Annotated in this window: 24 protein-coding genes; 11 read left to right on the top strand and 13 right to left on the bottom strand. The window is 73.4% G+C overall.

What is annotated here, in order from left to right:
• Positions 1-2: 2 nt before the first annotated feature.
• The 3 genes from ASC54_RS06200 to ASC54_RS06190 are packed head-to-tail and all read left to right on the top strand — an operon-like array spanning position 3 to position 2,350.
• Positions 3-929, top strand: a complete 927-nt coding sequence (locus ASC54_RS06200; protein ID WP_055897396.1) for a fumarylacetoacetate hydrolase family protein — start codon at positions 3-5, stop codon at positions 927-929.
• The gene (locus ASC54_RS06195; RefSeq protein ID WP_055897393.1) at positions 926-1,120 is read left to right on the top strand and encodes a ferredoxin; all 195 of its coding nucleotides are present in this window, start codon (positions 926-928) and stop codon (positions 1,118-1,120) included. Before ASC54_RS06200 ends, ASC54_RS06195 begins: the two co-directional genes overlap by 4 nt.
• A 6-nt stretch (positions 1,121-1,126) precedes the next feature.
• Positions 1,127-2,350 carry an NAD(P)/FAD-dependent oxidoreductase gene (locus ASC54_RS06190; protein WP_055856307.1) on the top strand — a complete coding sequence of 408 codons (1,224 nt, stop codon included), beginning with the start codon at positions 1,127-1,129 and terminating at the stop codon, positions 2,348-2,350.
• On the opposite strand, the gene ASC54_RS06185 is transcribed toward ASC54_RS06190, so the two are convergent.
• Together ASC54_RS06185 and ASC54_RS06180 are read right to left on the bottom strand one after the other, a co-directional pair.
• Positions 2,347-5,640: an ATP-dependent DNA helicase gene (locus ASC54_RS06185; protein ID WP_055897390.1), complete on the bottom strand. Its 3,294-nt coding sequence runs from the start codon at positions 5,638-5,640 to the stop codon at positions 2,347-2,349. The genes ASC54_RS06190 and ASC54_RS06185 overlap by 4 nt on opposite strands.
• Positions 5,637-8,867: a UrvD/REP family ATP-dependent DNA helicase gene (locus ASC54_RS06180; protein WP_055897386.1), complete on the bottom strand. Its 3,231-nt coding sequence runs from the start codon at positions 8,865-8,867 to the stop codon at positions 5,637-5,639. The genes ASC54_RS06185 and ASC54_RS06180 overlap by 4 nt, the downstream gene beginning before the upstream one ends.
• Before the next feature lie 115 nt (positions 8,868-8,982).
• On the opposite strand from ASC54_RS06180, the gene ASC54_RS06175 reads away from it, so the two are divergent.
• Together ASC54_RS06175 and ASC54_RS06170 are read left to right on the top strand one after the other, a co-directional pair.
• Entirely contained in the window at positions 8,983-9,204 is a 222-nt protein-coding gene (locus ASC54_RS06175) for a DUF3107 domain-containing protein (protein ID WP_055856316.1), read from the top strand.
• Between the two features lie 2 nt (positions 9,205-9,206).
• Complete coding sequence (locus ASC54_RS06170; protein ID WP_055856320.1) at positions 9,207-9,527, top strand: hypothetical protein; 321 nt, start codon at positions 9,207-9,209, stop codon at positions 9,525-9,527.
• A 46-nt stretch (positions 9,528-9,573) separates the two neighbouring features.
• Here ASC54_RS06170 and ASC54_RS06165 read toward each other — a convergent pair whose 3' ends face one another.
• Genes ASC54_RS06165 through ASC54_RS06150 form a run of 4 tightly spaced genes read right to left on the bottom strand, consistent with a single transcriptional unit; the run spans position 9,574 to position 12,978 of the window.
• Complete coding sequence (locus tag ASC54_RS06165) at positions 9,574-10,191, bottom strand: TetR/AcrR family transcriptional regulator (protein WP_055856323.1); 618 nt, start codon at positions 10,189-10,191, stop codon at positions 9,574-9,576.
• A 24-nt stretch (positions 10,192-10,215) separates the two neighbouring features.
• Positions 10,216-11,307 (bottom strand): alcohol dehydrogenase catalytic domain-containing protein, encoded by a 1,092-nt coding sequence (locus tag ASC54_RS06160; protein WP_055856326.1) that lies wholly within the window; start codon positions 11,305-11,307, stop codon positions 10,216-10,218.
• A 1-nt stretch (position 11,308) separates the two neighbouring features.
• The gene (locus ASC54_RS06155) at positions 11,309-12,742 is read right to left on the bottom strand and encodes a cytosine permease (protein ID WP_055856329.1); all 1,434 of its coding nucleotides are present in this window, start codon (positions 12,740-12,742) and stop codon (positions 11,309-11,311) included.
• On the bottom strand, positions 12,739-12,978 hold the full coding sequence (locus ASC54_RS06150; RefSeq protein ID WP_055856333.1) for a hypothetical protein: 240 nt from the start codon (positions 12,976-12,978) through the stop codon (positions 12,739-12,741). The genes ASC54_RS06155 and ASC54_RS06150 overlap by 4 nt, the downstream gene beginning before the upstream one ends.
• Before the next feature lie 168 nt (positions 12,979-13,146).
• Here ASC54_RS06150 and ASC54_RS06145 point away from each other — a divergent pair, with 168 nt between their 5' ends.
• Positions 13,147-13,977, top strand: coding sequence for a carbon-nitrogen hydrolase family protein (locus ASC54_RS06145; protein ID WP_055856336.1), 831 nt, complete (start codon positions 13,147-13,149; stop codon positions 13,975-13,977).
• Here ASC54_RS06145 and ASC54_RS06140 read toward each other — a convergent pair.
• On the bottom strand, positions 13,974-14,690 hold the full coding sequence (locus ASC54_RS06140; protein WP_055897383.1) for a ferritin-like fold-containing protein: 717 nt from the start codon (positions 14,688-14,690) through the stop codon (positions 13,974-13,976). The genes ASC54_RS06145 and ASC54_RS06140 overlap by 4 nt on opposite strands.
• A gap of 91 nt (positions 14,691-14,781) precedes the next feature.
• Here ASC54_RS06140 and ASC54_RS06135 point away from each other — a divergent pair, with 91 nt between their 5' ends.
• Both ASC54_RS06135 and ASC54_RS06130 read left to right on the top strand, forming a co-directional pair.
• Entirely contained in the window at positions 14,782-16,260 is a 1,479-nt protein-coding gene (locus tag ASC54_RS06135) for a DEAD/DEAH box helicase (protein WP_055897380.1), read from the top strand.
• Between the two features lie 133 nt (positions 16,261-16,393).
• Positions 16,394-18,040, top strand: a complete 1,647-nt coding sequence (locus tag ASC54_RS06130; protein WP_235451394.1) for an MDR family MFS transporter — start codon at positions 16,394-16,396, stop codon at positions 18,038-18,040.
• On the opposite strand, the gene ASC54_RS06125 is transcribed toward ASC54_RS06130, so the two are convergent.
• Positions 17,947-18,306 (bottom strand): hypothetical protein, encoded by a 360-nt coding sequence (locus tag ASC54_RS06125; RefSeq protein WP_055856343.1) that lies wholly within the window; start codon positions 18,304-18,306, stop codon positions 17,947-17,949. The genes ASC54_RS06130 and ASC54_RS06125 overlap by 94 nt on opposite strands.
• Positions 18,307-18,403: 97 nt before the next feature.
• Positions 18,404-19,255 carry a PHP domain-containing protein gene (locus ASC54_RS06120; protein WP_082514893.1) on the bottom strand — a complete coding sequence of 284 codons (852 nt, stop codon included), beginning with the start codon at positions 19,253-19,255 and terminating at the stop codon, positions 18,404-18,406.
• Positions 19,256-19,356: 101 nt separating this feature from the next.
• Between ASC54_RS06120 and ASC54_RS06115 the strand changes: the two genes are divergently transcribed.
• The 3 genes from ASC54_RS06115 to ASC54_RS06105 all read left to right on the top strand — a co-directional run bounded on the left by ASC54_RS06115 (position 19,357) and on the right by ASC54_RS06105 (position 22,665).
• A complete protein-coding gene (locus ASC54_RS06115; protein WP_055856346.1) occupies positions 19,357-20,364 on the top strand; it encodes an endonuclease/exonuclease/phosphatase family protein in 1,008 nt (335 codons plus the stop codon).
• Positions 20,365-20,423: 59 nt separating this feature from the next.
• Positions 20,424-21,953, top strand: a complete 1,530-nt coding sequence (locus tag ASC54_RS06110; RefSeq protein WP_055897378.1) for an aminopeptidase P family protein — start codon at positions 20,424-20,426, stop codon at positions 21,951-21,953.
• 97 nt (positions 21,954-22,050) lie between these two features.
• The gene (locus ASC54_RS06105) at positions 22,051-22,665 is read left to right on the top strand and encodes a hypothetical protein (RefSeq protein WP_156376743.1); all 615 of its coding nucleotides are present in this window, start codon (positions 22,051-22,053) and stop codon (positions 22,663-22,665) included.
• Positions 22,666-22,683: 18 nt separating this feature from the next.
• Here the strand turns inward: ASC54_RS06105 and ASC54_RS12790 are convergent, their stop codons facing one another.
• The 4 genes from ASC54_RS12790 to ASC54_RS06090 form a co-directional block, all read right to left on the bottom strand.
• Positions 22,684-22,833: a hypothetical protein gene (locus tag ASC54_RS12790; protein ID WP_156376742.1), complete on the bottom strand. Its 150-nt coding sequence runs from the start codon at positions 22,831-22,833 to the stop codon at positions 22,684-22,686.
• Complete coding sequence (locus tag ASC54_RS06100) at positions 22,830-23,489, bottom strand: LON peptidase substrate-binding domain-containing protein (protein ID WP_235451393.1); 660 nt, start codon at positions 23,487-23,489, stop codon at positions 22,830-22,832. The genes ASC54_RS12790 and ASC54_RS06100 overlap by 4 nt, the downstream gene beginning before the upstream one ends.
• 48 nt (positions 23,490-23,537) lie before the next feature.
• Positions 23,538-23,882 (bottom strand): Gmad2 immunoglobulin-like domain-containing protein, encoded by a 345-nt coding sequence (locus ASC54_RS06095; protein ID WP_055897372.1) that lies wholly within the window; start codon positions 23,880-23,882, stop codon positions 23,538-23,540.
• Positions 23,883-23,996: 114 nt separating this feature from the next.
• Positions 23,997-24,446 carry a hypothetical protein gene (locus ASC54_RS06090; RefSeq protein ID WP_055897369.1) on the bottom strand — a complete coding sequence of 150 codons (450 nt, stop codon included), beginning with the start codon at positions 24,444-24,446 and terminating at the stop codon, positions 23,997-23,999.
• Positions 24,447-24,497: the final 51 nt, after the last annotated feature.

The following is a 24,497-nucleotide window of genomic DNA, read 5'->3' as shown; positions in this document are numbered from 1 at the left end:
GCGTGAGCGAGACGACGACCGCCGCCGCCGCCGGCACGACAGCCACGACCGAGTACCGCCGCATCCTGCTCGGCGGGGCGCCCGTGCGGGTGCGCCGCGAGGGCGAGGAGCTCGTCGCCCCCGACGGGCGCCGGGTCGCGATCGCGGAGGCCGTGCATCTCGCGCCGAGCATCCCCACCAAGATTCTCGCGGTGCACCTGAACTACGCCAGCCGCACCGAGGAGTTCATGACGAGGCTCCCGGCCGCGCCGACGTACTTCCACAAGCCGATCACGGCCCTCAACAGCCACGACGGCGACATCGTGCGCCCGGTCGGCTGCAAGTGGCTCAACTACGAGGGCGAGATCGTCATCATCATCGGGCGCACGTGCCGCAACGTGTCACCGGCCGAGGCGGGCGACTACATCGCCGGCTACTCGGTGGGCAACGACTACGGGCTGCACGACTTCCGCGACACCGACGCCGGCTCGATGCTGCGCGTGAAGGGCTCCGACACGCTCGGGCCCGTCGGCCCCGGGCTCGTGGAGGGCTGGGACTTCCGCGGGAAGATGATCCGCACCTACGTGAACGGCGAGCTCAAGCAGGAGGACTCGACCGACAACATGGAGTGGGACATGCACTACCTCGTCGCCGACCTCGCGCGAACGATCACCCTCGAGCCCGGTGACATGATCTTCACCGGAACGCCCGCGAACTCGCGCCCGGTCGTCCCCGGCGACGTCGTCGAGGTCGAGGTCGAAGGCCTCGGCCGACTGCGCAACCGCATCGTCGAGGGCCCCACGCCGATCCGCACCGACGTCGGCGCGCAGCCGACCGAGAGCGAGGAGGTCGTCTCGACCGCGCTCGGCGGCGACTGGGAGTTCCGCGGCATCCGCACCCCCTCGAAAGACCTCTACCCGTCCACCGTCCAGGAGGAAGAAGACGCATGATCAAGATCGATGTCGACATGAACAAGTGCCAGCACTACGGCCAGTGCGTGTTCGAGGCGCCCGAGGTGTTCCAGCTGAACGCCGACGACAAGCTCGAGTACGTCGCCGAGGCGCCTGACGAGATGCTCGCCGACCTCGAGGCCGCCGCCGACGTGTGCCCGATGCAGGCGATCACGATCACGCGGGCCTGATTCCTGATGACGGATGCCCCGCTCCTCATCGTCGGAGCCGCGATGGCGGGCCTCCGCACGGCGGAGAGCGCCCGGCGCGCGGGCTACGCGGGCCCCATCGAGTTCCTCGGGGCCGAGGCGCACGCGCCGTACAACCGGCCGCCGCTGTCGAAGGAGCTCCTGCAGACCGAGGGGCACGGGCACGACGAGGTGGCCTTCCCGATCCGCTCGGCGCTCGAGCAGGACGTCACGTGGACGCTCGGTCGAGCGGCCGCATCGCTCGACGCCGAGCGGCGCGTGGTGACCGACGAGGCTGGGGACGAGCATCCGTACCGCGCGCTCGTGATCGCGACCGGGCTGCGCCCCAAGCCGCTGCCCATCCCTGATCACGGGCTCACGGGCATCCACGTTCTGCGGACCCTCGACGACGCCGTCGGCCTGCGGTCGGCGCTGCGGTCGGGGGCGAACGTCGTGATCCTCGGCTCGGGGTTTGTCGGCTGCGAGATCGCGGCGACGGCGGCCAAGAACGGATGCGCGGTGTCGGTCGTCACGCAGAGCGCGGTGCCGCTCGAGCGGGCGCTCGGCCCCGAGCTCGGGGGCGAGGTGCGACGACGGCACGAGGCGCACGGCGTGCGGTTCTTCACCCGTGACGGGCTGTTCGGGCTCGTCGGCGATCCGGGCGTCGAGCGCGTGATCCTCACGAGCGGGGTCATGCTCGAGTGCGACGTGCTCGTCGTCGCGGTCGGCAGCGACCCGAACACCGAGTGGCTCGACGGCTCGGGGCTCGACGTGAGCGACGGCGTTCTCGTCGACGGGGGCCTTCGGGCCGTCGGCGACGACGGCGTCGTGCGCTCGGACGTCTTCGCGGTGGGCGATGTGGCCCGCTACCCGAACCCGCTCTTCGACGACGTCGCGAGGCGCGTCGAGCACTGGAACCTGCCGACCGAGACGGGCAAGCGCGCGGGGCAGCTCATCGCCGCGCACCTCGCCGGCGCGGACTGCGAGCCGCTCGCCGCCGCGGGCTTCGCGCCGCTCCCGTCGTTCTGGAGCGACCAGTACGACATGCACCTGCTCGCCTTCGGCATGACGTACCTCGCCGACCGGCGCGAGCTCGTCGCCGGCTCGCTCGACGACGAGTGCGTGGTCGAGTACCACCGCGGCGACGCGCTCGTGGGCGTGTGCGGCATCGGGATGCGCTCGCTCGTGCAGAGCTACCGCTCGCGCTTCACGGTGCCGACCGCCGCGGTCTAGCCCGCCTCCGCGTCGATCGCCGCGCGCCAGAGCGCGCGCAGCTCGGCCTCGTCGGGCAGCCGCTCCGGCCGGACCACCTTGTCGTCGGCGACGAAGTAGAAGGCCGCATCGACGCTCGCCAGCGGCAGTCCGCGCCAGCGCGCGTAGGCGAGCCGGTAGACGGCGAGCTGGAGCTCCTTCGCCGCGCGGTCGTCGGCATCCCGCGGGGCGCGGCCGGTCTTCCAGTCGACGACCTCCACCCGCTCCTCGCCGTCGGGGCCGGGCGGGAGCGCGTAGACGGCGTCGATCTTGCAGACGAGGATGCGCCCCTCGAGCGGCACGTGCAGCTCGCGCTCGACATCGAGAGGTCGGCGAGTCGCCCACGACGATCGAGCGAAGGTCGCCTGGAGCTCGGCGAGCCGCTCGCGCTCGACCTCCTCGCCTCCGAGCTCGTCGACGGCGTCGGGGTCGAGCACGATCCCGTCGACGGCGTCCTCCATCGTCGCGAGGCCGTAGCGCTGCTCGACCCAGCGGTGGAAGACGGTGCCGAGTCGCGTCGCGCGGTACGGGCGCTGCGGCATCGGGCGCCGCAGACGCTCGGCGATGCCCTCGGGGTCGGTGACGAAGTCCTTCAGGGTGGAGGCGGCCACGCGGAGGGGAACGGGCGCGCGGCGGGCGCCGGCGAGCCGCTCGGCCCGCTCGGCGAGGAGCAGCTCGACGTCGTCGTGCCAGGCGCTCGCGGCGTCGGGGCTCGCCGCCCGCACGCGCGCAGCGGCGCGCTCGAGCACGGGGCGGCGGGCGCCGAGCGGATCGCCGGGCCACCAGGGCGCGTCATCGTCGTCGAGCACGAGCGGGTTCTCCTGGTGGGCGCTCGCCTCCGGCACCCCGGGCAGGATGCCCCGCTCGACGAGCGGCACGAGGAAGGGGCTCACCGGCCGCGGATTCGACTGCCCCGCCCAGAACGATCCCGTCAGCAGGAGCCGGTGGCGGGCTCGCGTGACGGCGACGTAGGCGAGCCGGCGCTCCTCGCGCTCGAGGTGCGCGCCGACCTCGGCGGAGTAGGCGTCGCGGCGCTCGAGCAGCTCCTTCCGCGTCTCCGCCCCGCGCCAGGCGAAGACGGGCAGCTCCGCGGCGTCGCCGCGCAGCTCGTAGGGGAGGACGCCGAGGCTGAGCCAGCCGGTGGTGCCGTCGCGCGGCTTGGACGGCAGCTCGTCGGCGACGAATCGGGGGACGACCACGTGGTCCCACTCGAGTCCTTTGGCGCCGTGGATGGTGAGCACCTGCACCGTGCCGGGCTCCGGGTCCTCGCTGCGCGGCGAGAGGTTGTCGCGCCACTCCGCCTCGCGCAGCCAGGAGAGGAACCCGCCGAGCGTCGCGTGGTCGGCGAGCGCGAGATACCCGTCGAGGGCGTCGAGGAACGCGTCGCGCGGCGCGTCGCGGAGCACCCGCGCTGGGTTGGCGATGACCTCGATGTCGAGCTGCAGCTCGTGCTCGACGGCCGCGACGAGGTCGGGGAGGTCGAGGGCCGTCCGCGCGCGCAGGCGGGCGAAGAGCCGGCCCGCCTCGCGCAGTCGCTCCCGTCCTGTCTCGCTCAGGCGGGCGAGCTGTCCGTGGCCGTCGGGGGCCGTGGCGACGAAGTCGAGGGCGTCGACGAGCGAGACGCCGTCGGTGGCGGCGACCGAGGCGCGCATCCGCTCGATGACCTCGGGCGGGAAGGCGCGCTGGGCGAGGTCGCGCTCGCGCAGCCAGGAGGCGATGCCGCGCAGCGCCTCGAGGTCGGCGAGTCCGATCCGCCAGCGCGGCCCGGCGAGCAGGCGCACGAGCTCGGTTCCCGCGGCGGGGTCGTCGACGACCGCGAGCGCGCTCACGAGGTCGGCGATCTCGGGCTCGGCGAGGAGCCCGCCGATGCCGAGCACGTGGAAGGGGACCCCGTGCTCGCGCAGCGCGGCGAGGAAGATCGGCTGCAGCGTGCGATTGCGCATGAGCAGCGCGGCGCTCGGCCGCAGCGGGCGCCCGGCGTCGTCGACCGCGCCGGGGTCGAGCCCGTGCGGCGGTTCGGCGAGCCGCGCGGCGAGCCAGCGCGCGACTGCGTCGGCCTCCTCCGTCACCGTCTCCCGCTGCGCGAGCTCGACGGGCTCGGCGCTCGCGGAGGGGCCGGGGTGGAGGCGCTCCACCGGCACTCCCCCGCGCGCGGTGAGCGGTTCGACGAGTGCGTTGGCGACGTCGAGGATGCGGTGGCCGTTCCGCCAGGACGTGCTGAGGGAGTAACGGGCGACGCTCGCCTCCTCGCCGCGCGTGAAGCGCCGGGCGAAGTCGTCGAGGTTCGACGCGCTCGCGCCGCGCCAGCCGTAGATCGACTGGTGCGGGTCGCCGACGGCCATGACGGGGAGTCCGGCGAAGAGGGAGGCCAGCAGGCGCGACTGGGCGACGTTGGTGTCCTGGTACTCGTCGAGCAGCACGACGCGGTACCGGTCGCGCACCCCCGCGGCGACCTCGCCGTGGCGGGCGACGATGCGCAGAGCGAGGCTCACCTGGTCGCTGAACTCGACGAGCCCCTCCCGCGCCTTGAGCGACTGGAACCGTTCGACGAGGTCGACGATCGGCAGCGTCGCGCCGAGCCGCAGCAGCGATTCGATTCCCTGCCTGCGCTCGTGGCGATCGCCGAGGGGCAGGTCGGCGACGCCGAGGAAGTCGGTGATGAGCGCGCGCACGTCGGCGATGTCGGCGTCGTGCTCGGCGACCGCGTGGGCGAGCTGCAGCACGGCGGCCGAGATGCGGTCGACGGGCCGGTCGAGCTCGGCGAGCCGGGCGTCGTCGGAGCCCGTCACGAGCTGGCGCGCGAGCTGCCAGGCGCTCGCCTCGCCGAGCACGGCCCCCTCGGGGTCGCGGCCGATGAGCACGGCGTGGTCGCGGTAGAGCGTGGAGGCGAAGGCGTTGTAGGTCGAGACGGTCGGCTGGGTGAACGCATCGACGAGCGGGGGCGCGTCGGCGCCCCGGCTCATGAGCGGTGTGCTCCCGAGCGCGGTCAGCCGCTCGCGGATCCGGTGCGAGAGCTCGCCGGCCGCCTTGCGGGTGAAGGTGAGCCCGAGCACCTGCTCGGGCGCGACGAAGCCGTTGGCGACGAGCCAGAGCACGCGCGCCGACATGGTCTCGGTCTTGCCCGACCCGGCGCCGGCGACGACGAGCGCGGGGCCGAGCGGCGACTCGATGACGGCGCGCTGCTCGGGAGTGGGTCGGTGCTGGCCGATGGCGTCGGCGATCTCATCGGCGCTCACGCGGGCGCCGGGCACGGAGGCGATCCAGCTCGTCATGACTCTCCCGTCACGGGCGGCACGCGGTGGATGCGGTGGCGCAGTGCCCCGTAGTCGTAGCGGCCGATGGTACGGGCTCCGGTGAGCTCGGCGACGGCGATCGCGGAGACCGCCTGGCGCAGCCGCTCTCGGAACGTCTCGAGCCCGGCCTCATCGAGCACCGGCTGGCTCGCCTCCCGGTAGGGCTTTCCCCGCACCCCCTCGCGCACGAACAGGAGGCGCGCCCCTTCGGCGTGATGCGGCCCCAGGCCGTCGAGGAGCTCGTCGAAGGCGCCGTCGGCGTAGGCCAGCTGGTACGCGCCGAGCTGCGCGTTCTCGGCGGCGCCGGCGTCGGTCACGGGTCGCCCGGTCTTCAGGTCGATGATCCGCACGGCGCCGTCGGCACCCCGCTCGATGCGGTCGACCGTGCCGCGCAGGCGCGCGCGGTCGACCTCGACCTCGAAGCGGCTCTCAGCCGCGACGAGCGCGCGGCCGGCGCGCGCGGCGTCCTGGAGGTAGGCCGAGACGCCCTCGGCGTAGCGGCGCGCGAGGCGCCGCTGCTGATCGGCGAGCCAGGGCGACTCGAAGACGAGCTCGCTCCAGCGCGCCTCGATCGCGGCCCACACGGCATCGACGCTCGGGTCGGCGGCGGTCTCCATCGCGCCGTGCACGATCGTGCCGATGCCCATCGCGGGGCTCGACTCCTCCGGGGCGATCCGGTCCAGGAACCAGTCGAGCGGCGACGACTCGATGGATTCGAGCTTCGAGGGCGAGAGGGCGACGTGCTCCGTCTCGGAGAAGAGCGGCTCGGTCGTCGAGGGGTCGATGAGGCCCCACCACTCGGCGGGGTCCGCGCCGGCGACCTCGGCCTCGGCGAGCCGTCGCAGTGCGACGGCGGCGTCGGCGCGCGCGGTCTCCCCCGAGCCCGGGTCGGTCAGGATGCGTCGCAGGTGCCCGACGAGCCGGCGCAGCGACCGCGGTCGGCCGCGCCGACGCTCGGCCGCCGCTCTCGCTGCGCCCGAGCCCGCAGCGCCTCCGGCTCCGTCGCCGTCCTCGCGGCTCTCGAGCGCGGAGGCCGCGTCGGCGACGACCTGCCAGAGGGCGCTGGGCTGCTCGTCGTCGCCCGCGGTCGCCGTCGCGATGAGCTGGAACCGGGCGCGCGAGAAGGCGAGCACGGCCATCCGGAGCTCGTCGTCGAGCACGAGGCGGCGCTCGTCGATGTCATCGACGGGCAGCCCGCTCGCGAGTCGGCTGATCTGCGGCGCGTGCAGCAGCGTGCCGCGGATGCGCAGGTTCGGCCACACCCCCTCCGTCAGGCCGACGACGATGACGACGTCGACCTCGAGGCCGGTCGCGGAGGCGGGGGTCGTGACGAGCACCGACTCCGCGACGCGCACGGGGGCGAGCAGGTCGTCGGCGACGTCGCTGTCGAGCACGCGTGCGAGGAAGGCTTCGACGGTCGCCTCCGGCACAGTGTCGACGATCGTCGTCGCCGCCGTGAACACCGCGACGACCGCATCCAGCGCGCGATCGGCCTCGACGGCGGCGATGCCGGAGCCGGCCGACTGGCGCGCCCACTCGTCGGCGGTACGCGCATCGCTCCACGCCGCCCACAGCAGCTCGTCCACGGTCGCCCCGGCCTCGTGCCGGGCGCGGATGCCCGCGAGGGTCCGCGCGACGCGCGCGGCGCGACGGGCCACGCGATGGTCGATCGTCTCGAGCCGGTCGGGGGCGGCGAGCGCCTCGACCAGCAGCTCGTCCGCCGGTCGGTCGCCCTCGCCCGCGAGCTCCTCGGCCCGCAGCGCGCGACGGAGCCGTCGCAGGCCGATGCGGTCGAGACCGCCGAGCGGGCCGAGGAGCAGCTCGGTGGCGGAGTCGGCATCGAGCGCGCTGCGCCCGACCCCGACGTCGACGAAGCGGATGAGCGCGCGCGCCGCGGGGTGCTCCCGCAGCGGTCGGCCCGCCGCCGTCGTGCGCACCGGCACATCGGCGACCGCGAGCGCGCGCGCGATGAGGGGCACCTGGGCGCCGCTGCGCACGACGACCGCCATGCGCGACCACGGCACCCGATCGAGCACGTGCCTCTCGCGGAGCAGGTCGGCGACGAGGGTGCGCTCCCGCGCACCGCTCGGCGCGGTGAGCGCGATCAGGGGCGGGTCGAGCGGGAGCACGAGCGGGTCGAGGCCAGCCGCGCCCGGGCCCTCCGCAGCCACCCCCTCCGCAGCACCGGCATCCCGCTCGCGTCCGGCGACCGCGCGCCGCTGCATTCCGGCCGCGGCCGTACCCACCCGGCCGGCGAGGGAAGCGGTGAGCGCGCGCAGCGCGGGCCCGTGCCGATGCGCGACGCCGAGCACGAGCGTCGGCAGCGCCGCACCCTCGACGAGGGCCGCGAAGCGAGCGACCGCATCCGGCTCGGCGCCGCGGAAGGTGTTCGTCGCGACGTCGGGATCGCCGATCACCACGACGGTCGACCCGCGCGCGGCGAGAGCGGCGAGCAGGTCGAAGCCGCTCGGCGTCGCGTCGTGAGCATCGTCCAGGACGACGAGGCGCGGCACCGGAGGCGCGCTCGGGAGCGGGTCGCGGACGAGGCCGATCGCCGCGCGCACGAGCTCCGCGGGGTCGACCTGGTCGGCCCGCGCGCCGCCGAGGACGGCGCGGTACTCGTCGACGAAGTCGGCGATCGCCGCCCACTCGGGCCGCGACCGCCGGGCGGCCGCCGCCCGCAGGTCGTCGGAGGACCAGTCGTGCTCCGACAGCCGCGCGACGACGTCCCGCAGCTCCGTTCGGAACGCGCCGAGCGCGCGCACGTCCGGCCCGAGGTGCGCGGGCCAGACCGGGCCGGCCCCGTCGGCGAGGTGGCCGTCCAGCAGCTCGGCGATGTCAGCATCCTGATCGGCCCCCGACAGCAGGCGCGGATCGGCGTCCCCGGCGAGACGCGCCTCCGCGGTCACCACGGAGTGCGCGAAGGAGGCGATCGAGCGCGCGAGCGGACCGGGCAGGACAGGGGCGCGGGTCTCGTCCGGCTCGGCGAGCCGGAGGGCGATCCGATCGCGCAGGGCGGTCGCCGACCGCCGCGACGGCGTGAGGACGAGCACTTCGTCGGGGGCGAGCCCGTCCTCGAGCACCGCGAGCGCGAGGAGCTCGATCGCGACGGTCGTCTTCCCCGTTCCTGGCGCGCCGAGCACGACGGCCCCGCGGCCGCGCCGGGCCTCGACGGCGGCGAGCTGCGAGGGGTCGAGCGGGGGCATGCCCACACGCTAGCGCCGCCCTCCGACACCGCCTCGCCGCCGCCGCGCGGCCCGCGCGCTCCGCTCTCGGTGAACGCCGCGGGACCGCCCCGCGCGCCGGGGTACAGTGACGTTCGTGGACATTCGCATCGGCATCCTCAACAGCCCCCGTGAGCTCGCCTTCGAGACCTCGCAGACCGCCGCAGACATCGAGAAGGCCGTGACCGAGGCTCTCGCCGCCGGCACCGTGCTCTCCCTCGCCGACGACAAGGGCAAGCAGTACGTCGTGCCGGCCGCGGCGATCGGCTACGTCGAGATCGGCTCCGAGTCGACCCGCCGCATCGGCTTCGTCGGCTGACGATGGAGCTCCTGTTCGTCACGGTCATCGGCGCCGCCCTCGGCCTCGGAGTCCGCTACGGCGCGCCGGGCCGCGACACTCACGGCCTGCTGCTGATCCCCGCGATCGCCGCCGCCGCGACCGCGGCGACCTGGGTGCTCCTGCTGTGGCTCGGCTTCACCTTCGACGGCGGGTGGATCTGGGTGTTCAGCCTCGTGATCGGCCCCGGCGTCGCGCTCGCCTTCGCGCTCCTGCTGCCTCCCCGCCGGCGCGCCGCCGACGACGCGCTCCTGGCGCGCCTCATGGCCCCGGGCGGGATGCCCGCTCCGGCCCGCTCCGCCTGACGCGCTCGGCGCTCGACTCGCCCCTCGCCCGAGGCTTGCTGCCGCGTCAGCCGGGTCGAGACATCGACGCCACGGCGACGACGACCGCGTCCACGGCGAGCTCGAATCCCGACTCGTTGCGGCGCTCGTCGTCATCGGTCGCGGCGACGTCGCGGAGCTCCGGGAGGTCCTCTGCGCCGATCCGCCACAGCGGCACGGGCGATCCGGCGTCGACGGCCGAGCCCAGCACGACGGCGTCGATCATCGCGGAGGCCGCCACCCGCTGCTCGCGCGGCACGCCCGCGTCGCGGAGGATGACGAAGAGCGCCTCGTAGATCTCCAGGGTCGGGCGGTCCTCGACCTGCGCCCCGACGAGGACGGTGACCGCCTCGGGGACCTGGGCGGTGGCCGATCGGTAGGCGCGCATCCACTGCCGGAGCCGATCGAGAGCCGGCCTCGATGAGTCCATCGAGGAGCCGAGGTCGAGGGCGGAGTAGAGCCTCTGCCGCATCTGGTGGACGATCGCGAGCCTGCCGCCGGGGAGGTGGTGGTACAGCGACGACGGGTGCACCCCGAGCGCGGCGGCGACGCCGGGGATCGTGAAGTCGCCGTTCTTCGCGACGAGCCGCATGGCGGCATCGGCGATGATCTCCGGCGAGAGGAGCTGCTGCCTGGGTCGTGCCACCGTGCCCCCGTCAGAAGTGAGCGATCAGAACATTATGACGCTTCGCCCCCGGGCTCCCGCGCGCATGAGGTCGAACGCGGCGTTCACGTCGGCCAGAGGGAAGCGGTTCGTGATCAGCCGGTCGATCGGCAGGCGGCCGTCGAGGTAGAGCCGAGCCAGCATGGGGAAGTCCCTCGCCGGGACCGTCGACCCGTAGTTCGAGCCGAGGAGCGACTTGCCCTCCTCCGCGAGCGCGAGCACGTCGATGGGCACGGGTCGATCCTGCGGGGGCAGGCCCACGATCACGCCCGTCCCCCCGCGCTTCAGCGTCGCCGGCATGAGGGCGATGGTCTCCTGCCTCCCGATCGCCTCGAAGGCGACGTCCACCCCGTCGGGAGCGATCTCGCGGATGCGGTCCGGCAGCGAGGCGTCGGACCTCACCGTGTGCGTCGCGCCGAACTCGCGGGCGAGCTCGAGGGACTCCTCGGTGACGTCGGCGACGATGATCGGGCTCGCGCCGGCCAGCGCGAGCCCCATCACGATGCTGATCCCCACTCCGCCCGCGCCGATCACGAGGGCCGACCGCCCCGCCCGGACCCGGGCGCCGTTGACGACCGCGCCGACGCCCGTGGCGATCGAGCATCCGATGAGCGCCGCCACATCGAACGGCAGCTCCTCCGGCACGCGGATCGCCGCCTGCTCCGCGACCACGACCCTCTCGCTCATCGAGCCGACCGCGAGGTACGGGTAGGCGGTCTCGCCGTCGAGCGTCATGGGCGTCGAGCCGTCAGGCAGCAGGCACGCCTCCGAGTTCGAGCCCGTGCACACCCAGGTCCGGCCCTCGCGGCAGCTCGTGCAGGACCCGCACGGGTAGAACCAGGTCATGATCACGTGGTCGCCGGGGGCGAGGCTGCGCACCCCGGTGCCGACCCGTTCGACGACCCCCGCGCCCTCGTGCCCCAGGATCATCGGCGTCGGCATCCGCCAGTCGCCGTCGAGCACGTGCCGGTCGGAGCCGCACACCCCGGATGCTCCGAGACGCACGAGCACCTCGCCCGGGCCCGGCTCGCGCAGGGCCACGTCGCGGATCTGCAGCGTGCCGGTGCCGGTGTAGACGGCGGCGCGAGTGGTCGTCACGTCACTGCGCTCCGGCGGTGAACGTGCGTCCGCGGTAGAGCACGCGGGCGAGGACGAGGTAGACGACCGCGGAGACGATCGCCGACGGGAGGGTCGCGCTGATCACCACGAACGCCGGCTGCGTCTCCAGCGTGATCGGGTTGTACAGCCACAGGTAGAACAGCGTGCCCACCGCGAGCGATCCGATGCCCGCCCAGTTGATGCCGCCGCGGAAGGCGTAGAGCGTTCCGCGCTGACCGAGGTGGATCTCCCGGAGGTCGATGCTCTGCCGGCGCAGGATGAAGTAGTCGGCGAGCGCGACGCCGCAGAGCGCCGCGAGGAACGCCCCGGAGATGAGCACGAAGATCATGAACTGCTCGTACATGAACTGCGGGAAGAACGTCATGATCGCGGGGAGCACGAAGAACGCTCCCGTGAGGACAGGCCAGGGAACGCGCGCCATGAGCCGACCGGACGACTGCCGGATGGCGAGGATCGTCGAGTAGACGATGGACGACATCGAGGTGATGTTCGCGAAGGCGATGAAGATCAGGACGGCGACTCCCAGAACGGCGCCGCCGAAGGGCACCATCCAGACGGTGGGGTCCGAGTCGCCGAGCGTGAGCGCCGCCGCCATGCCGACGACCTGGGCGATGAGGGTCGCGACCAGCAGCCCGCCGTAGGCGGGCCACACCGCGGCCCGACGCGTGCGGGTCATGCGCGCGAGCGACCCCATCACCGGGTACCACGACACGCCGACTCCGACGTTGAACTCGACGGCGACCACGAAGTTGAGAGTCGCGTCGTCGAACGGCGCGATGGGCGCCGCGGCGAAGAGCGCCTCCCACGAGGTGTTGATCACGAGGAAGACCATCATCACGACCGTGATGATCGCGAGCCCGGGGGCGATGACCGCGTTGAAGCGGCCGATCGTCACGGGGCCGCGCGAGAGGACCCACCACGCGATCACGATGGCGACCAGGCCGCCGATCGTCACGACCGGGCCGTACTGCCCGAGGTCGACGCCGACGAGGGTCGAGGCGACCTGGCTCGTGGCCCGGCCCGCCATGACCGCGAGCAGCGACGACCAGCCCATCTCGGTGATGAGGATGACGGTGAAGACCACGATCCCGACTCCGACGACCCCGAAGGCGCCGCGCAGGAGCATGTACTGCTCCGAGCCCCATCGCTGCGAGGCGACGACCGAGGCGAGCACCATGATGCAGAGCCCGATCGCGTTGCCGATGACCATGGCGGCGACGCCCGCCTGGAAGCCGACGAGGAGGGCGGTCGATCCGCCCACGAGGAAGGCCCAGGTCGCGATCGCGAGCGCGGTGTTGACCCAGGTGAAGTCGAGCGCGCTCCAGCTGCGCTCCTTCTTCAGGAGCGGGAAGGTGCCGAAGAGGAGATCGCGCGTGAGCGAGCCGTCGGCCTCCGTCGCCGTCGCACGGCTCACAGGATCACCACCAGCAGGCCCAGCACCACGACGACGACCGACACGGCGACGTACACGGCGAGCTCGCGACCGGACATCGGCCGCCGGGACTCGTCCTGCGCCTCGTCGTGCTCGATGACGCGGATGCGCCGCTCGAGCTCGGCGGCGACGGCGGGCTCGGTGCCCCCGTCGACCATCGCGGCCTGGAAGCCGCTGTGCTCCGCCGGAGCGGTATCGGTGTACGGAGTGGACGTCATCTCGGCTCCTCGGGGACGGTCGCGGCCCACATCCTTGTGAGCCGGTAACCCAATGTAGTTGGGTTAGCGGATATCTTGGGCGATGAGCGGTCGGCCGTCAACTGCTTTCTCGGCCGTCGGCGCGCCGACGCAGACGCGTCCCCCCGGACGCTCGGAGAGGATGGACCCATGAGCGACCCACGATCCCGCTTCGTGGCCGTGGCGCAGGCCGAGGCCGTGGTCGACGACATCGATCGCAATCTGGCCACCATCAGCCGGCTGGTGCAGGAGGCGGCCGAGCAGGGCGCCGACATCGTGGTCACTCCCGAGCTGTTCGCGACCGGCTACGCCCCCGACCGCGCCTGGCGGCACGACGGCGCGGCCGTCCGCGAGGCCCTCGCCGGGATCGCCCGCCGGCACGGCGTCGCGCTCGTCGCCTCCACCGTCGACTCGACGACGCGCGAGCACCGCATCTCCGCCTCCTTCTTCTCACCGGACGGGCAGGAGCTGGGCAGAGCGCCGAAGCGCCACCTGTTCGGACCGGTCGAGCAGCGGTGGATGAGCCCGGGTCACCACTACGCCGACCCGATCTCGTGGGACGGCGCTCTCTGGGGCCTCGGCATCTGCTACGACCTGGAGTACCCGGAGTTCGCGCGCGCCGCGGCCCTCGCGGGAGCGGACATCCTGCTCGTCCCGACGGCGGTGCCCCTCGTGGAGGACGGCGCGCCCGGCCTCGACGACCCGTGGCACTACTCCTCCACCCAGACCTCCACCCTCCAGGTGCCGGCCCGGGCGCTCGAGAACGGGGTCGTCATCGCCTACGCGAACCACTGCGGCCCCGGGTTCACGGGCCGCAGCTGCCTCGCGACGCCGTTCGGGCGCAATGCCGTCCTGCTCGGCGACGCGGAGGGGATCGGGGTCCTCGAGGTCCCGCCCGGGGCGATCGAGCGGGCTCGGAGGGTGAACAGCTACCTCGCCGACCTCGGCGCGCTCGACAAGGCCGAGCCCGCGCCGGCCTAGGCCGTGAGGCCGAGGCGGTCGAGCCGCCGGGTGTGCTCCGCGATGAGCTCGGTGAACACCGGCTCGATCTGCTCCTCGTCGCGCGACCGATCGGCATGCAGGGCGAGCGCCGACCGGGCCTGCAGCATCGTGTCGCCGACCAGTCGGCGGCACCACAGCGCGAGCCGCGACGACAGCCGCGGGTTCGCGGCGATGGCGCGCTCGATGATCGCGTGCAGCGGGCGCTCGAGGTCGCCCTGGGCGAGCACCGCCTCCACCCGGTCGCGCGACTCGCGCGGCAGGCCCGCGCCGAGCCGGATCCAGAAGTCGGTGAGGAAGCCGATCGCGACGTGCGCGCTCGCGACCTGCTCGTGCCAGTCGGCGCCCATCGTGCGGCGCTCGAACTCCTGCACGCCCGCGAGGTGGGGCTCCATGACGGCGGCCGGGTCGAGCTTGAGCCGCCCCATCTCGGCCACGAGCCCGCGGTAGCGAGCGAGGGTGGTGGCCGCGGCCTCGGCGAGGGCATCCTTCTCGGCGACGCGCGGAGCGTTCGCGACCGCGTGGCTCAGCTGCTCGAAGAAGGTGAGGTGCAGCGCGGCGCAGTGGCCGAGGAAGACCCCGGTGTCTGGGGTCAGCTCGTGCAGGTCGACGCGCGTCGTGGCCGTCGACGTGTCGCGCGACGGGAGCGTCGGCGCGGGCGTGCGCGGACGGGAGCGTCGGAGCCACGGAGTCACGCGGACAGCCTAGGCGATGCTCTCGTCGGCCGGAGAGCGGGACCGACGGGTAAACTGAGCGCTACCAATACCAGACAGGGCGAACCTTCACGTGACTTTCACCGATCTGGGCATCGAGACCGACCTGGTCGATGCCCTCGCATCCCAGGGCATCATCGAGCCCTTCCCGATCCAGCAGCAGACCATCCCCCTCGCCCTCACGGGGCAGGACATCATCGGTCAGGCCAAGACCGGCACCGGCAAGACCTTCGGCTTCGGCCTCCCCCTCATCCAGCGCCTCGGCCTGCACCCCGAGCCCGGCGTCAAGGCCCTCATCGTCGTCCCCACGCGCGAGCTGTGCGTGCAGGTGACGGAGGACCTCGAGCTCGCCTCGAAGAACCGCGACGTGAAGATCGTGTCGATCTACGGCGGCAAGGCGTACGAGGGCCAGATCGACCAGCTCAAGGCGGGCGCGCAGATCGTCGTCGGCACCCCCGGGCGCCTCCTCGACCTCGCGAGCCAGCGCCTGCTGAGCCTCGCGAACGTCGAGGTCATGGTGCTCGACGAGGCCGACAAGATGCTCGACCTCGGCTTCCTCTCCGACATCGAGAAGCTCTTCTCGCAGACCAAGCCGACGCGCCACACGATGCTGTTCTCGGCGACGATGCCCGGTCCGATCGTCGCCCTCGCGCGCCGCTTCATGAACCGGCCCATCCACATCCGCGCGACCGACCCCGACGAGGGCCTCACCCAGGCCAACATCGAGCACATCGTCTACCGCGCGCACGCGCTCGACAAGGACGAGGTGATCGGCCGCATCCTCCAGGCCGAGGGCCGCGGCAAGACCGTCGTCTTCACGCGCACCAAGCGCGCCGCCGCGAAGCTCGTCGAGGAGCTCAACGACCGCGGCTACAGCGCCGGCGCCGTCCACGGCGACATGACGCAGGAGGCCCGCGAGCGCTCGATGGCCGCGTTCAAGGCCGGCAAGAAGGACATCCTGATCGCGACCGACGTCGCGGCCCGCGGCATCGACGTCAACGACGTGACCCACGTGATCAACCACACCGTCCCCGACGACCACGACGCCTACCTGCACCGCGTCGGCCGCACGGGCCGCGCCGGCAAGACCGGCATCGCCGTCACCTTCGTCGACTGGGCCGACATGCACAAGTGGGCGCTGATCAACCGCGCGCTCGAGATGGGAATCCCCGAGCCGGTCGAGACCTACTCCTCGTCGCCGCACCTGTTCAGCGACCTCAACATCCCCGCCGGCTCGAAGGGCCGCCTCAAGGCGACGCCCATCCCCAAGGTCGAGAAGGAGGCCTCGCACCCGCCGCGCGAGCGCTCGCGGTCCCGCTCGGCCGGTTCGGGCGAGGGCTCGCGCGGCGGGTCGCGGCCGCCGCGCGAGCGCCGTCGCAGCGAGCCCGCCGAGAGCACGACGACGGATGCCCCCGCAGCGTCGCCCGCGGCCGATGGCACGGCACCCGCGGCCAAGCGCCGTCGCCGCCGTCGTCGCTCGGGCGGGTCGGGCGGCCCCGGCGAAGCCGGGCAGGGCGGCGCGGGCGAGGGCTCGGCCGCCGCGCAGTCCTAGTCGCCGACCCCGTCCGGAGGAACTCGCGCTGCGGATTCCTCACGGACGGGAATGACGGAGGGCAGGAGTAGGTTGTGCATTCGCGGCCACCGCCGCGCATCCCCCGCTTCGCCGCCGACCGCCTCGGAGACTCGTGACTTCCTCCCCCTCCTCCCCCGCGACCACGCCGTCGACCGCCGAGTCGCCCGATCACGCGCGCAACATGCTCGTCATCCGCCTTCTGCTGGTCTCGGCGTTCGTAGTGATCCTCAACGAGACGCTCATGGGAGTCGCGATCCCCGAGCTCATCGACGACCTCGGCATCACGGCGAGCGCCGCGCAGTGGCTGACGACCGCGTTCATGCTGACGCTCGCCGTCGTGATCCCGATCACGGGCTTCCTCATGCTGCGCTTCTCCACCCGGCGCATGTTCCTCGCCGCGATGTCGCTCTTCACGATCGGCACGGCGATCGCGACCGTCGCGCCCGGCTTCGCGGTGCTGCTCATCGCACGCGTCGTGCAGGCCAGCGGCACGGCGATCATGATGCCGCTGCTCTTCACGACCGTGTTCGCGCTCGTGCCCGCCCACATGCGCGGGCGCGTCGTCGGCAACATCTCGATCGTGATCTCGGTCGCGCCGGCGCTCGGCCCGACCGTCTCGGGCCTCATCCTGTCGATCGCCGACTGGCGCTGGCTCTTCATCACGATGATGCCCTTCGCCATCGGCGCGCTCGCGCTGGGCGCCGCGCGCATCGTCAACGTCGGCGAGCAGCGCCCGGTGCGCCTCGACGTCCCCTCGGTGGTGCTCTCGATCCCCGGCTTCGGCGGCCTCGTGTACGGGCTCAGCCTGCTCGGCGAGCGCGGCGGCGAGCAGCTCGTCCCCGGGCTGATCGCGCTCGGCATCGGCATCGGCGCGATCGCCCTGTTCACCGCTCGACAGGTCGTGCTGCAGCGCACCGACGGCGCACTGCTCGACCTGCGCACCTTCGCATCGCGCGAGTTCGCCCTCGCGATCGCGACCGTGACGATCGCGTCGATGGCGCTCTTCGGGGCGATCATCCTGATCCCGCTGTACGTCCAGGACGTCCTGGGTGCGGAGGCCGTCGTCTCCGGGCTGCTCATCCTCCCCGGGGGGCTGCTCATGGCCTTCGCCGCCCCCGTCATCGGCCGCCGGTACGACCGCGTCGGGCCGCGCTCCCTCGTCATCCCCGGCGCGATCCTGCTCTCGGCGTCGCTGTGGGGCATGACGCTGTTCTCGGCCACGACCCCGCTCTGGCTCGTGACCGTCGCGAACCTCGGCACGAGCCTCGGCCTCGCCCTGCTGTTCACGCCGCTCATCACGAACGGCATGTCATCGCTCACGCCGCCGCTCAGCTCGTACGGCAGCGCGATCGTCGGTACGATCCAGCAGGTCGCGGGCGCCGCCGGGATCGCGCTCTTCATCTCGGTCTCGTCGGCCTTCGCCGGGCCCGAGGGCGCGACGACCGACTCGGTGACCGCCGAGGGAGTCCGCGCGGCCTTCGCGGTCGGCGCCATCATCGCGCTCGTCACGATCCCGCTCGTGCTCATGGTGCGCCGCGCCGAGCCGGTTCCGTTCGCGACACCCGGACCCGACGGAGCCGGCGACGGCTCGGCCGACGCCGAGGGCGGAGCCCCGGCCGAGGGCGGGGCTCGCGCCGCGAGCGCCCCCGCGACCGAGGGCGCCGATCACTCCGCCGCGAGCACCGCCGAGAACTCCTCAGGCAGCACGACGTTGTCGGGCGCTCCGACGAAGAACGGCGCGACCTCCTCGGGGTCGTAGCCGGCGATGCCCGTCCCGATCGGGGTGACGAGGAACCGCAGCTCGGGGTGTTCGGCGGCGAACTCCAGGAGGGTCCGCACCTCCTCCTCCAGCACGCCGAGCCCGCTCATGGAGTCGACCGCGTACGAGCGGCCGTGCAGCCCGTGGCCCTCGCCCCACACGGCGCCGAAACGGTCGAGCGCGGTCTTCGCCGCACCCCCCGCATGCCAGCCGTCGGGGTTGGAGCCGAAGACGAAGATCTCGTTCGGGCCCAGCTCGGTGATCACGCGGCATCGCCTCCCGGTCGTCGGCCGGACGCCGCGGGTCGGCGTCGGCTGAGCACCGACGGTACGCCGCCGTCGCCGTCGGGCGCCGGGATCGCCCTCAGGCGCGCACGGGCGCGACGCCGCGCGTGCAGGCGACGATCGCCTCGAGCGACTCGGGGTCGGTCGTGTTCTCGGCCAGGCGGTTGGGCTTGCCGTCGCCGTGGTAGTCGCTCGACCCGGTCATCACCAGGTCGTACCGCCGCGCCCACTCCCGCAGCGTCGCGCGGCCCTCGCTCGTGTTCTCGCGGTGATCGACCTCGAGGCCGACGAGACCGGCGTCGACCAGCTGCTCGAGCATCCCCTCATCGATCACGGCGTCGCGACCGCGCGTAGCGGGGTGCGCGATGACGGGGGCGCCGCCCGCGCTCGCGATGATGCGCACGCCGTCGAGCACGGTCGGCGCGGCGTGCGGCAGGTAGTAGCCGGCGCGGAAGTGCAGGATCGACTCGAAGGCCTCGCTGCGCGTGCGGACGATGCCGCGCGCGACGAGCGCATCGGCGATGTGCGGGCGGCCGATCGAGACCCCGCCCGACTGGGCGAGAACGTCGTCCCAGGTGACGTCGTAGTCCTCCGAGATGCGCGAGACCATGCGCTCCGCGCGGGTCAGGCGATCGTCGCGGATGCGGCCGGTCTCCGCGACGAGGTCCGCGTCGTGCGGGTCGAAGAGGTAGCCGAGCACGTGGACGCTGCGCCACTCGTAGCGGGTCGACAGCTCCATTCCGCGGATGATCTGGAGCCCGCTGCCCGCCGCCGCCGCGACCGCCTCGTCCCACCCCGCCGTGGAGTCATGGTCGGTGATCGCGAGGGTGTCGAGCCCGGCTGCGATCGCCGCGCGCACGAGCTGGGTGGGGGTCTCCGTGCCGTCCGAGACGCTGCTGTGGCTGTGCAGGTCGATCGTGGGGCGCGGCATGCTCCTCATGCTACGCAGGAGGAGCTCGGGGCCCGCCCCGCGCGCGCCGGGCATCCGCCGCCGAGGGGGCTCGCGAGAGCGCGGGATAGGCTCACGGGGTCATGATCCGCCGTTCCGCCGCCGCCGCCCTCCTGCTCGGCGCGGCCGCGGCCCTCCTGGTCATCGCGTGGCCGAGCCTCTTCGGGCTCGCGGGGGCGCCCGTGATCGCGCAGCTCGTCGGGCTGCGCGGCCTCAGCTCGCTCGTCGCGGTCCTCGTCGCCGTCACGCTGCTCATCATCGCGGCGATGTGGGCGGGCGGGCGGCGCTTCCTCGCGGGCCTCGCGGTCATCGCCCTCGGGTTCACCGCGATCAACGTCGCCGTCCTCGCCAGTCGCGGCTTCGGGGCGGATGCCCTGCCCGCGCCCGCCGGCGACGACCTCGTCGTGCTCTCCTGGAACACCCTCGGCGACGCCACCGGCCCGGGCATCATCGCCGATCTGGCCGCCGCCGAGCGGGCCGACGTGATCGTTCTGCCCGAGACCACGGAGGAGACCGCGGTCGTCGTCGCCGAGATCCTCCGCGACGCGGGCCGGCCGATGTGGGTGCACACGCTCGATTTCGACCCCGAGCTGGAGCTCAAGGCGCGGTCGACGAGCGTGCTCGTCTCGGTCGAGCTCGGCGAGTACGCGCGCGACGACTCGGTCGGCTCGACCACCGTGCTGCCGAGCATCGTCCTGCGGCCGATCTCGGGCGAGGGGCCGACGATCATCGGCGTGCACCCGATCGCGCCCGTCCCGGGCGAGCTGGAGAGCTGGCGCGCCGACCTCGCCTGGCTCGACGAGGTGTGCACGGGTGAGCGCGTCATCATGGCCGGCGACCTCAACGCGACCGCCGACCACTTCACCGCGACCGACGACGGACCGGGCCTCGGCTCGTGCGTCGATGCCGCACTCGCGACCGGCAGCGGGGCCGTGGGCACGTGGCCGACGCGCCTGCCCGCGCTCCTCGGCGCACCGATCGACCACGTGCTCGCGACCCCGGATCTCGAGATCCGCTCCTATCGTGTGATCACGACCCTCGACGACGCCGGGAGCGACCACCGGCCCGTGGTGGCGCGACTCGGCCTCTGATCGAGTGCGCGTGCGAGCATCCCGCACCCCCGCCCCGCGCCGGGTGGGAGGATGGGGGCATGGCTGAGACCGATCAGAAGGATGCCCCGCGCGCGACCGCGAACCGCTCGACCACTCCCGGCTCCGACGCCTTCAAGGAGTACATCTCGCAGGGCTGGGCCGAGCGCCCGAGCCGCGCGAGCGGGCCCCGCGAGCAGGCGGCGTTCGCCGCCGAGCGCCGCGCCCGCGTCTCGGCGCTGCACCCGACCGCGCGCCTCGTGATCCCCGCCGGACCGGCCAAGCAGCGTTCGAACGACACCGACTACCCGTACCGCGCGCACTCCGCCTTCGCGCACCTGACCGGCTGGGGCTCCGACACCGTGCCCGGCAGCGTTCTCATCCTCGAGCCGCGCACGGACGAGGCCGGCGAGCCCGACGGGCACGACGCCGTGCTCTACTTCCGCGAGGCCGCGGGCCGCGACTCCGACGAGTTCTACGCCAACCCCGAGATCGGCGAGTTCTGGACGGGCCCGCGCCCCACGGCCGACGACGTCGCCGCCGACCTCGCGCTCGCCACCCGGGGCCTGGGCGACCTCGACGCCGTGCTCGAGAGCCTCGACGCCCGCACTCTCGTGGTGCGCGACGCCGACCGCGCCATCACCGACCGGGTGGATGCTCTGCGTCTGCTGCTCGCGACCGACGGAGCCGACGACGCCGAGGCTCTCGCGGGCGAGCTGACGGAGCGCGACGCCGACCTCGCGCGCGACCTGAGCGAGCTGCGGCTCGTGAAGGACTCCTTCGAGATCGAGGAGATGCGCCGCGCCGTGGCCGCCACCCGGCAGGGATTCGACGACGTCATCGCCGATCTGCCGGAGATCGTCCGGCACCCCCGCGGCGAGCGCCTCGTCGAGGGCACCTTCGACCGCCGCGCCCGGGCCGAGGGCAACACCGTCGGCTACGACACGATCGCGGCGAGCGGCCCGCACGCGTGCATCCTGCACTGGACGCGCAACGACGGCCCGGTGCTTCCCGGCGACCTGATCCTCATCGACGCGGGCGTCGAGCTCGAGAGCTACTACACCGCCGACATCACCCGCACCCTGCCCGTGAGCGGCACCTTCACCGACGTGCAGCGCCGGGTGTACGAGGCCGTGCGCGAGGCGGCTGACGCGGCCTTCGCGGTCGTGCGGCCGGGCATCCGGTTCCGCGAGATCCACGCCGCCGCGATGGAGGTCATCGCGCGGAGGACCGCCGAGTGGGGCCTGCTGCCCGTCACCGCGGAGGAGGCGCTGCAGCCCGAGGGCGGCCAGCACCGCCGCTACATGGTGCACGGCACCTCGCACCATCTCGGCCTCGACGTGCACGACTGCGCGCAGGCCCGGCGCGACCTCTACCTCGACGGCATCCTCGAGCCGGGCATGGTCTTCACGATCGAGCCCGGCCTGTACTTCCAGCCCGACGATCTGACCGTGCCCGAGGAGTACCGCGGCATCGGCGTGCGCATCGAGGACGACGTCATCGTGACCGCCGACGGCTGCGAGAGCCTCTCCGCGGGCATCCCCCGCACGGCCGACGAGGTCGAGGCCTGGATGGCGCGCGCCGCGCGCTGAGCATCCCGCACCGCAGCGGGCCGACCGCCCCTGGTGCCCGCGCCGACGCAGGAGGATACTGGCGCCACCCAGCCCTCGTGATGGAGGAGGCCGCGCCATGGTGACCCCACGCGCTGCTCGACCGACGAGGCTCGCGCGGACCGCTCCGCGGATCGCGATGGGCGCGCTCGTCGTCCTGCTCGTGCTCGTCGGTGTCGCGCTCGCCGCCGCGGCCCTCGCGCCGCGGGAGCTCCACCCCGTGCTCGGCCATCGATCGCCCGCGACCGCCCTGCTGCTCGGCGCCGCGACCCTCCTCGGTCTCGCGCTCATGCCGCGGCTCGGCGCGATGGGCCGCACCGGCGCGGTGATGCTCGCCGCGCCCATCGGGACCCTGCTCGTGGCCAACGAGCTGCTCGGCAGCGACTACGCCGGAGCCCCGACGGGCACGGCCCTCGACGTCCCCGTGCTCCTGCTCGTGCCCGCCGGGCACCTGACGCTGCTGTTCGGCGCTCTGCGCTCGGCCGGCTGGGCGCGGCGCGGCGCCTGGGCGATCTTCGCGCTCACCGCGGCGCTGTCGCTCCTGATCATGATCGTGCCGACGCCGCCGATCTCGGACTTCCTCATGGCCGATCGCACGGTCTACGGCGCGCTCCTGATCGCGGCGCTCATGACGGCCGCGATCGCCATCCTCCTCGAGCGAGGTCGGCACGCCACGGGCACCGGTCTCGCCTGACCCCGCGGTCGCGCCGGCTCAGTCGTCGTCGCGCGAGTCGCGGAAGTAGCGGACGGCCTGCCAGACGAGCACGGCGACGGTCGCGAGGCCCATCGCGAGGAAGAGCGGCCTCGCGGCGGATGCCGTGCCGGGGTCGGTCGGGATGGGGAAGGCGAGCAGCGCGGTCACGCGTCGCCGTCGCGGAAGTCGTCGGGGGTCGGGAAGTCGTCGGTGTCATCCCACGTGATGGCGAGAACCTCGATGGCGTCGTTGGCGAGCTCGATGAGCTGACGGAGGAGCGCTTCGGCGTCCGGCGCGCGCAGCAGTCGGACCTGGTCGAGCGGTCCGAGCGGCGCGATGCCGGCGAGCTGCCACATCGCCTCCACGGGGTCGGCGCTCAGCTCGACGTCGGCGCCCCACTGCTGCTCGACGAACTCGCTCGCCTGGGCGAGCGCGCGGCGCACGGTCGACTCGGCCTCGTCGAAGAGCGGGCCGAGCGCGTCGTGCCACTCCAGCTCGGGCAGGGTGCTCACCCGCGCCCGCGGGTAGGGGTCGTCCTCCAGCCACTCCTCGACCTGCACGCGCGCGGTGCCCTGCGCGACGAGGCCGATGAAGCCCTCGCTGGCCTGCACCTGCGCGATGCGCGCGATCGTGCCGACAGGGAACCGCTGCTCGCCGCCGCCGACCTCTGAACCGCGCTCGATCAGCACGATCCCGAACTCCGCAGGCTCCTCCTGCAGCACGGTCGAGAGCATGACGATGTAGCGCTCCTCGAAGATGCGCAGCGCGGTCGGCATGGACGGGAAGAGCACCGACCCGAGGGGGAACATCGGCATGACCGTCATGCCTCCACTGTCGCACCGCAACCTGTGCGCGTCGACCCCGCGGAGCGCTCAGGTGCCGCTGACGGTGAAGGTCTTGGAGTCGGTGCTCGCGACCGAGCCGTCCTTCATCGAGTACTCGGTGATGACGAGGGTGTACTCCCCCGGCTGTCGCGGGCCCAGGTCGAGGCTCCAGGGCGCCCGTGCGGGGCACGCCTCCTCGCTCATCGCGGACCCCTCCTCGAGCACCATCCCGCCCTGCAGCAGCTCCCACCCGAAGGTCGCCTCGAACACGCACGCGAGGCCGCTCGCCCGCAGGGGGCTCGTGACCGTCGAGCCCTGCGCGGGGGTGTCGATCTGCAGGGGGCTGAGGGTGCTCTCGGCGAGGCCGCGCGCGAATTCGCCCCGGGCATCCACGTGCCCGCCGAGCGTCTCGACGACGTCGCCATCGACCGTGAAGGTCAGGGCGCGGATGCCCGGCTCGATGTCCGTCGCCGTCCAGACCAGCTGCTCGATCGCGACGGTCTCGGCCTAGGCACCGACGCCCTGGAGGAGCCCGCCGAGGTCGACGCGGAGCACGTCGCCCCCGCGCTCGACGCCGTTCAGCGGGACATCGCGCCAGAGGTTCGCGTAGTCGGGGTCGGTCGGCGCGATCGCGCCCTCCGTGATCGCGGCGAGCGCGGCCTCGATGGCGCTGCCATCGGACTCGACCTCGAGCTCGTGGGTCTCGGGGATGAGGTCGATGTCGGTCGGGTGCGAGACCGCGAAGAAGAGCTCGACCTCGGCCGTCTCGGTCGGGGCCGCCGTAGGCTCGGCGGTCTCGCTCGGCCTCGCGCTCGGCGGCGCGGTCGATGCGGTGGGCTCGGGGCCCGGGGGCGGGACGCAGCCGGCCAGCGCGACCGCGAGGGCCGAGGCGAGGGCCAGGTGCGCGGACGCGCGGATGAGGAGCTCGGCGCGGGTGGCGAGGCGTCGGCGGCTCATGGTGACCTCCTGGTGCGGCTCGACGCCGCGTGGGGTCACGGTAGCCCTGCG

This window comes from Yonghaparkia sp. Root332 (genome assembly GCF_001425665.1).
Taxonomy (GTDB): domain Bacteria; phylum Actinomycetota; class Actinomycetes; order Actinomycetales; family Microbacteriaceae; genus Microcella.
Note: the sequence above shows the minus strand (reverse complement) of the source record. Positions and strands in the feature narration are given on the sequence as shown.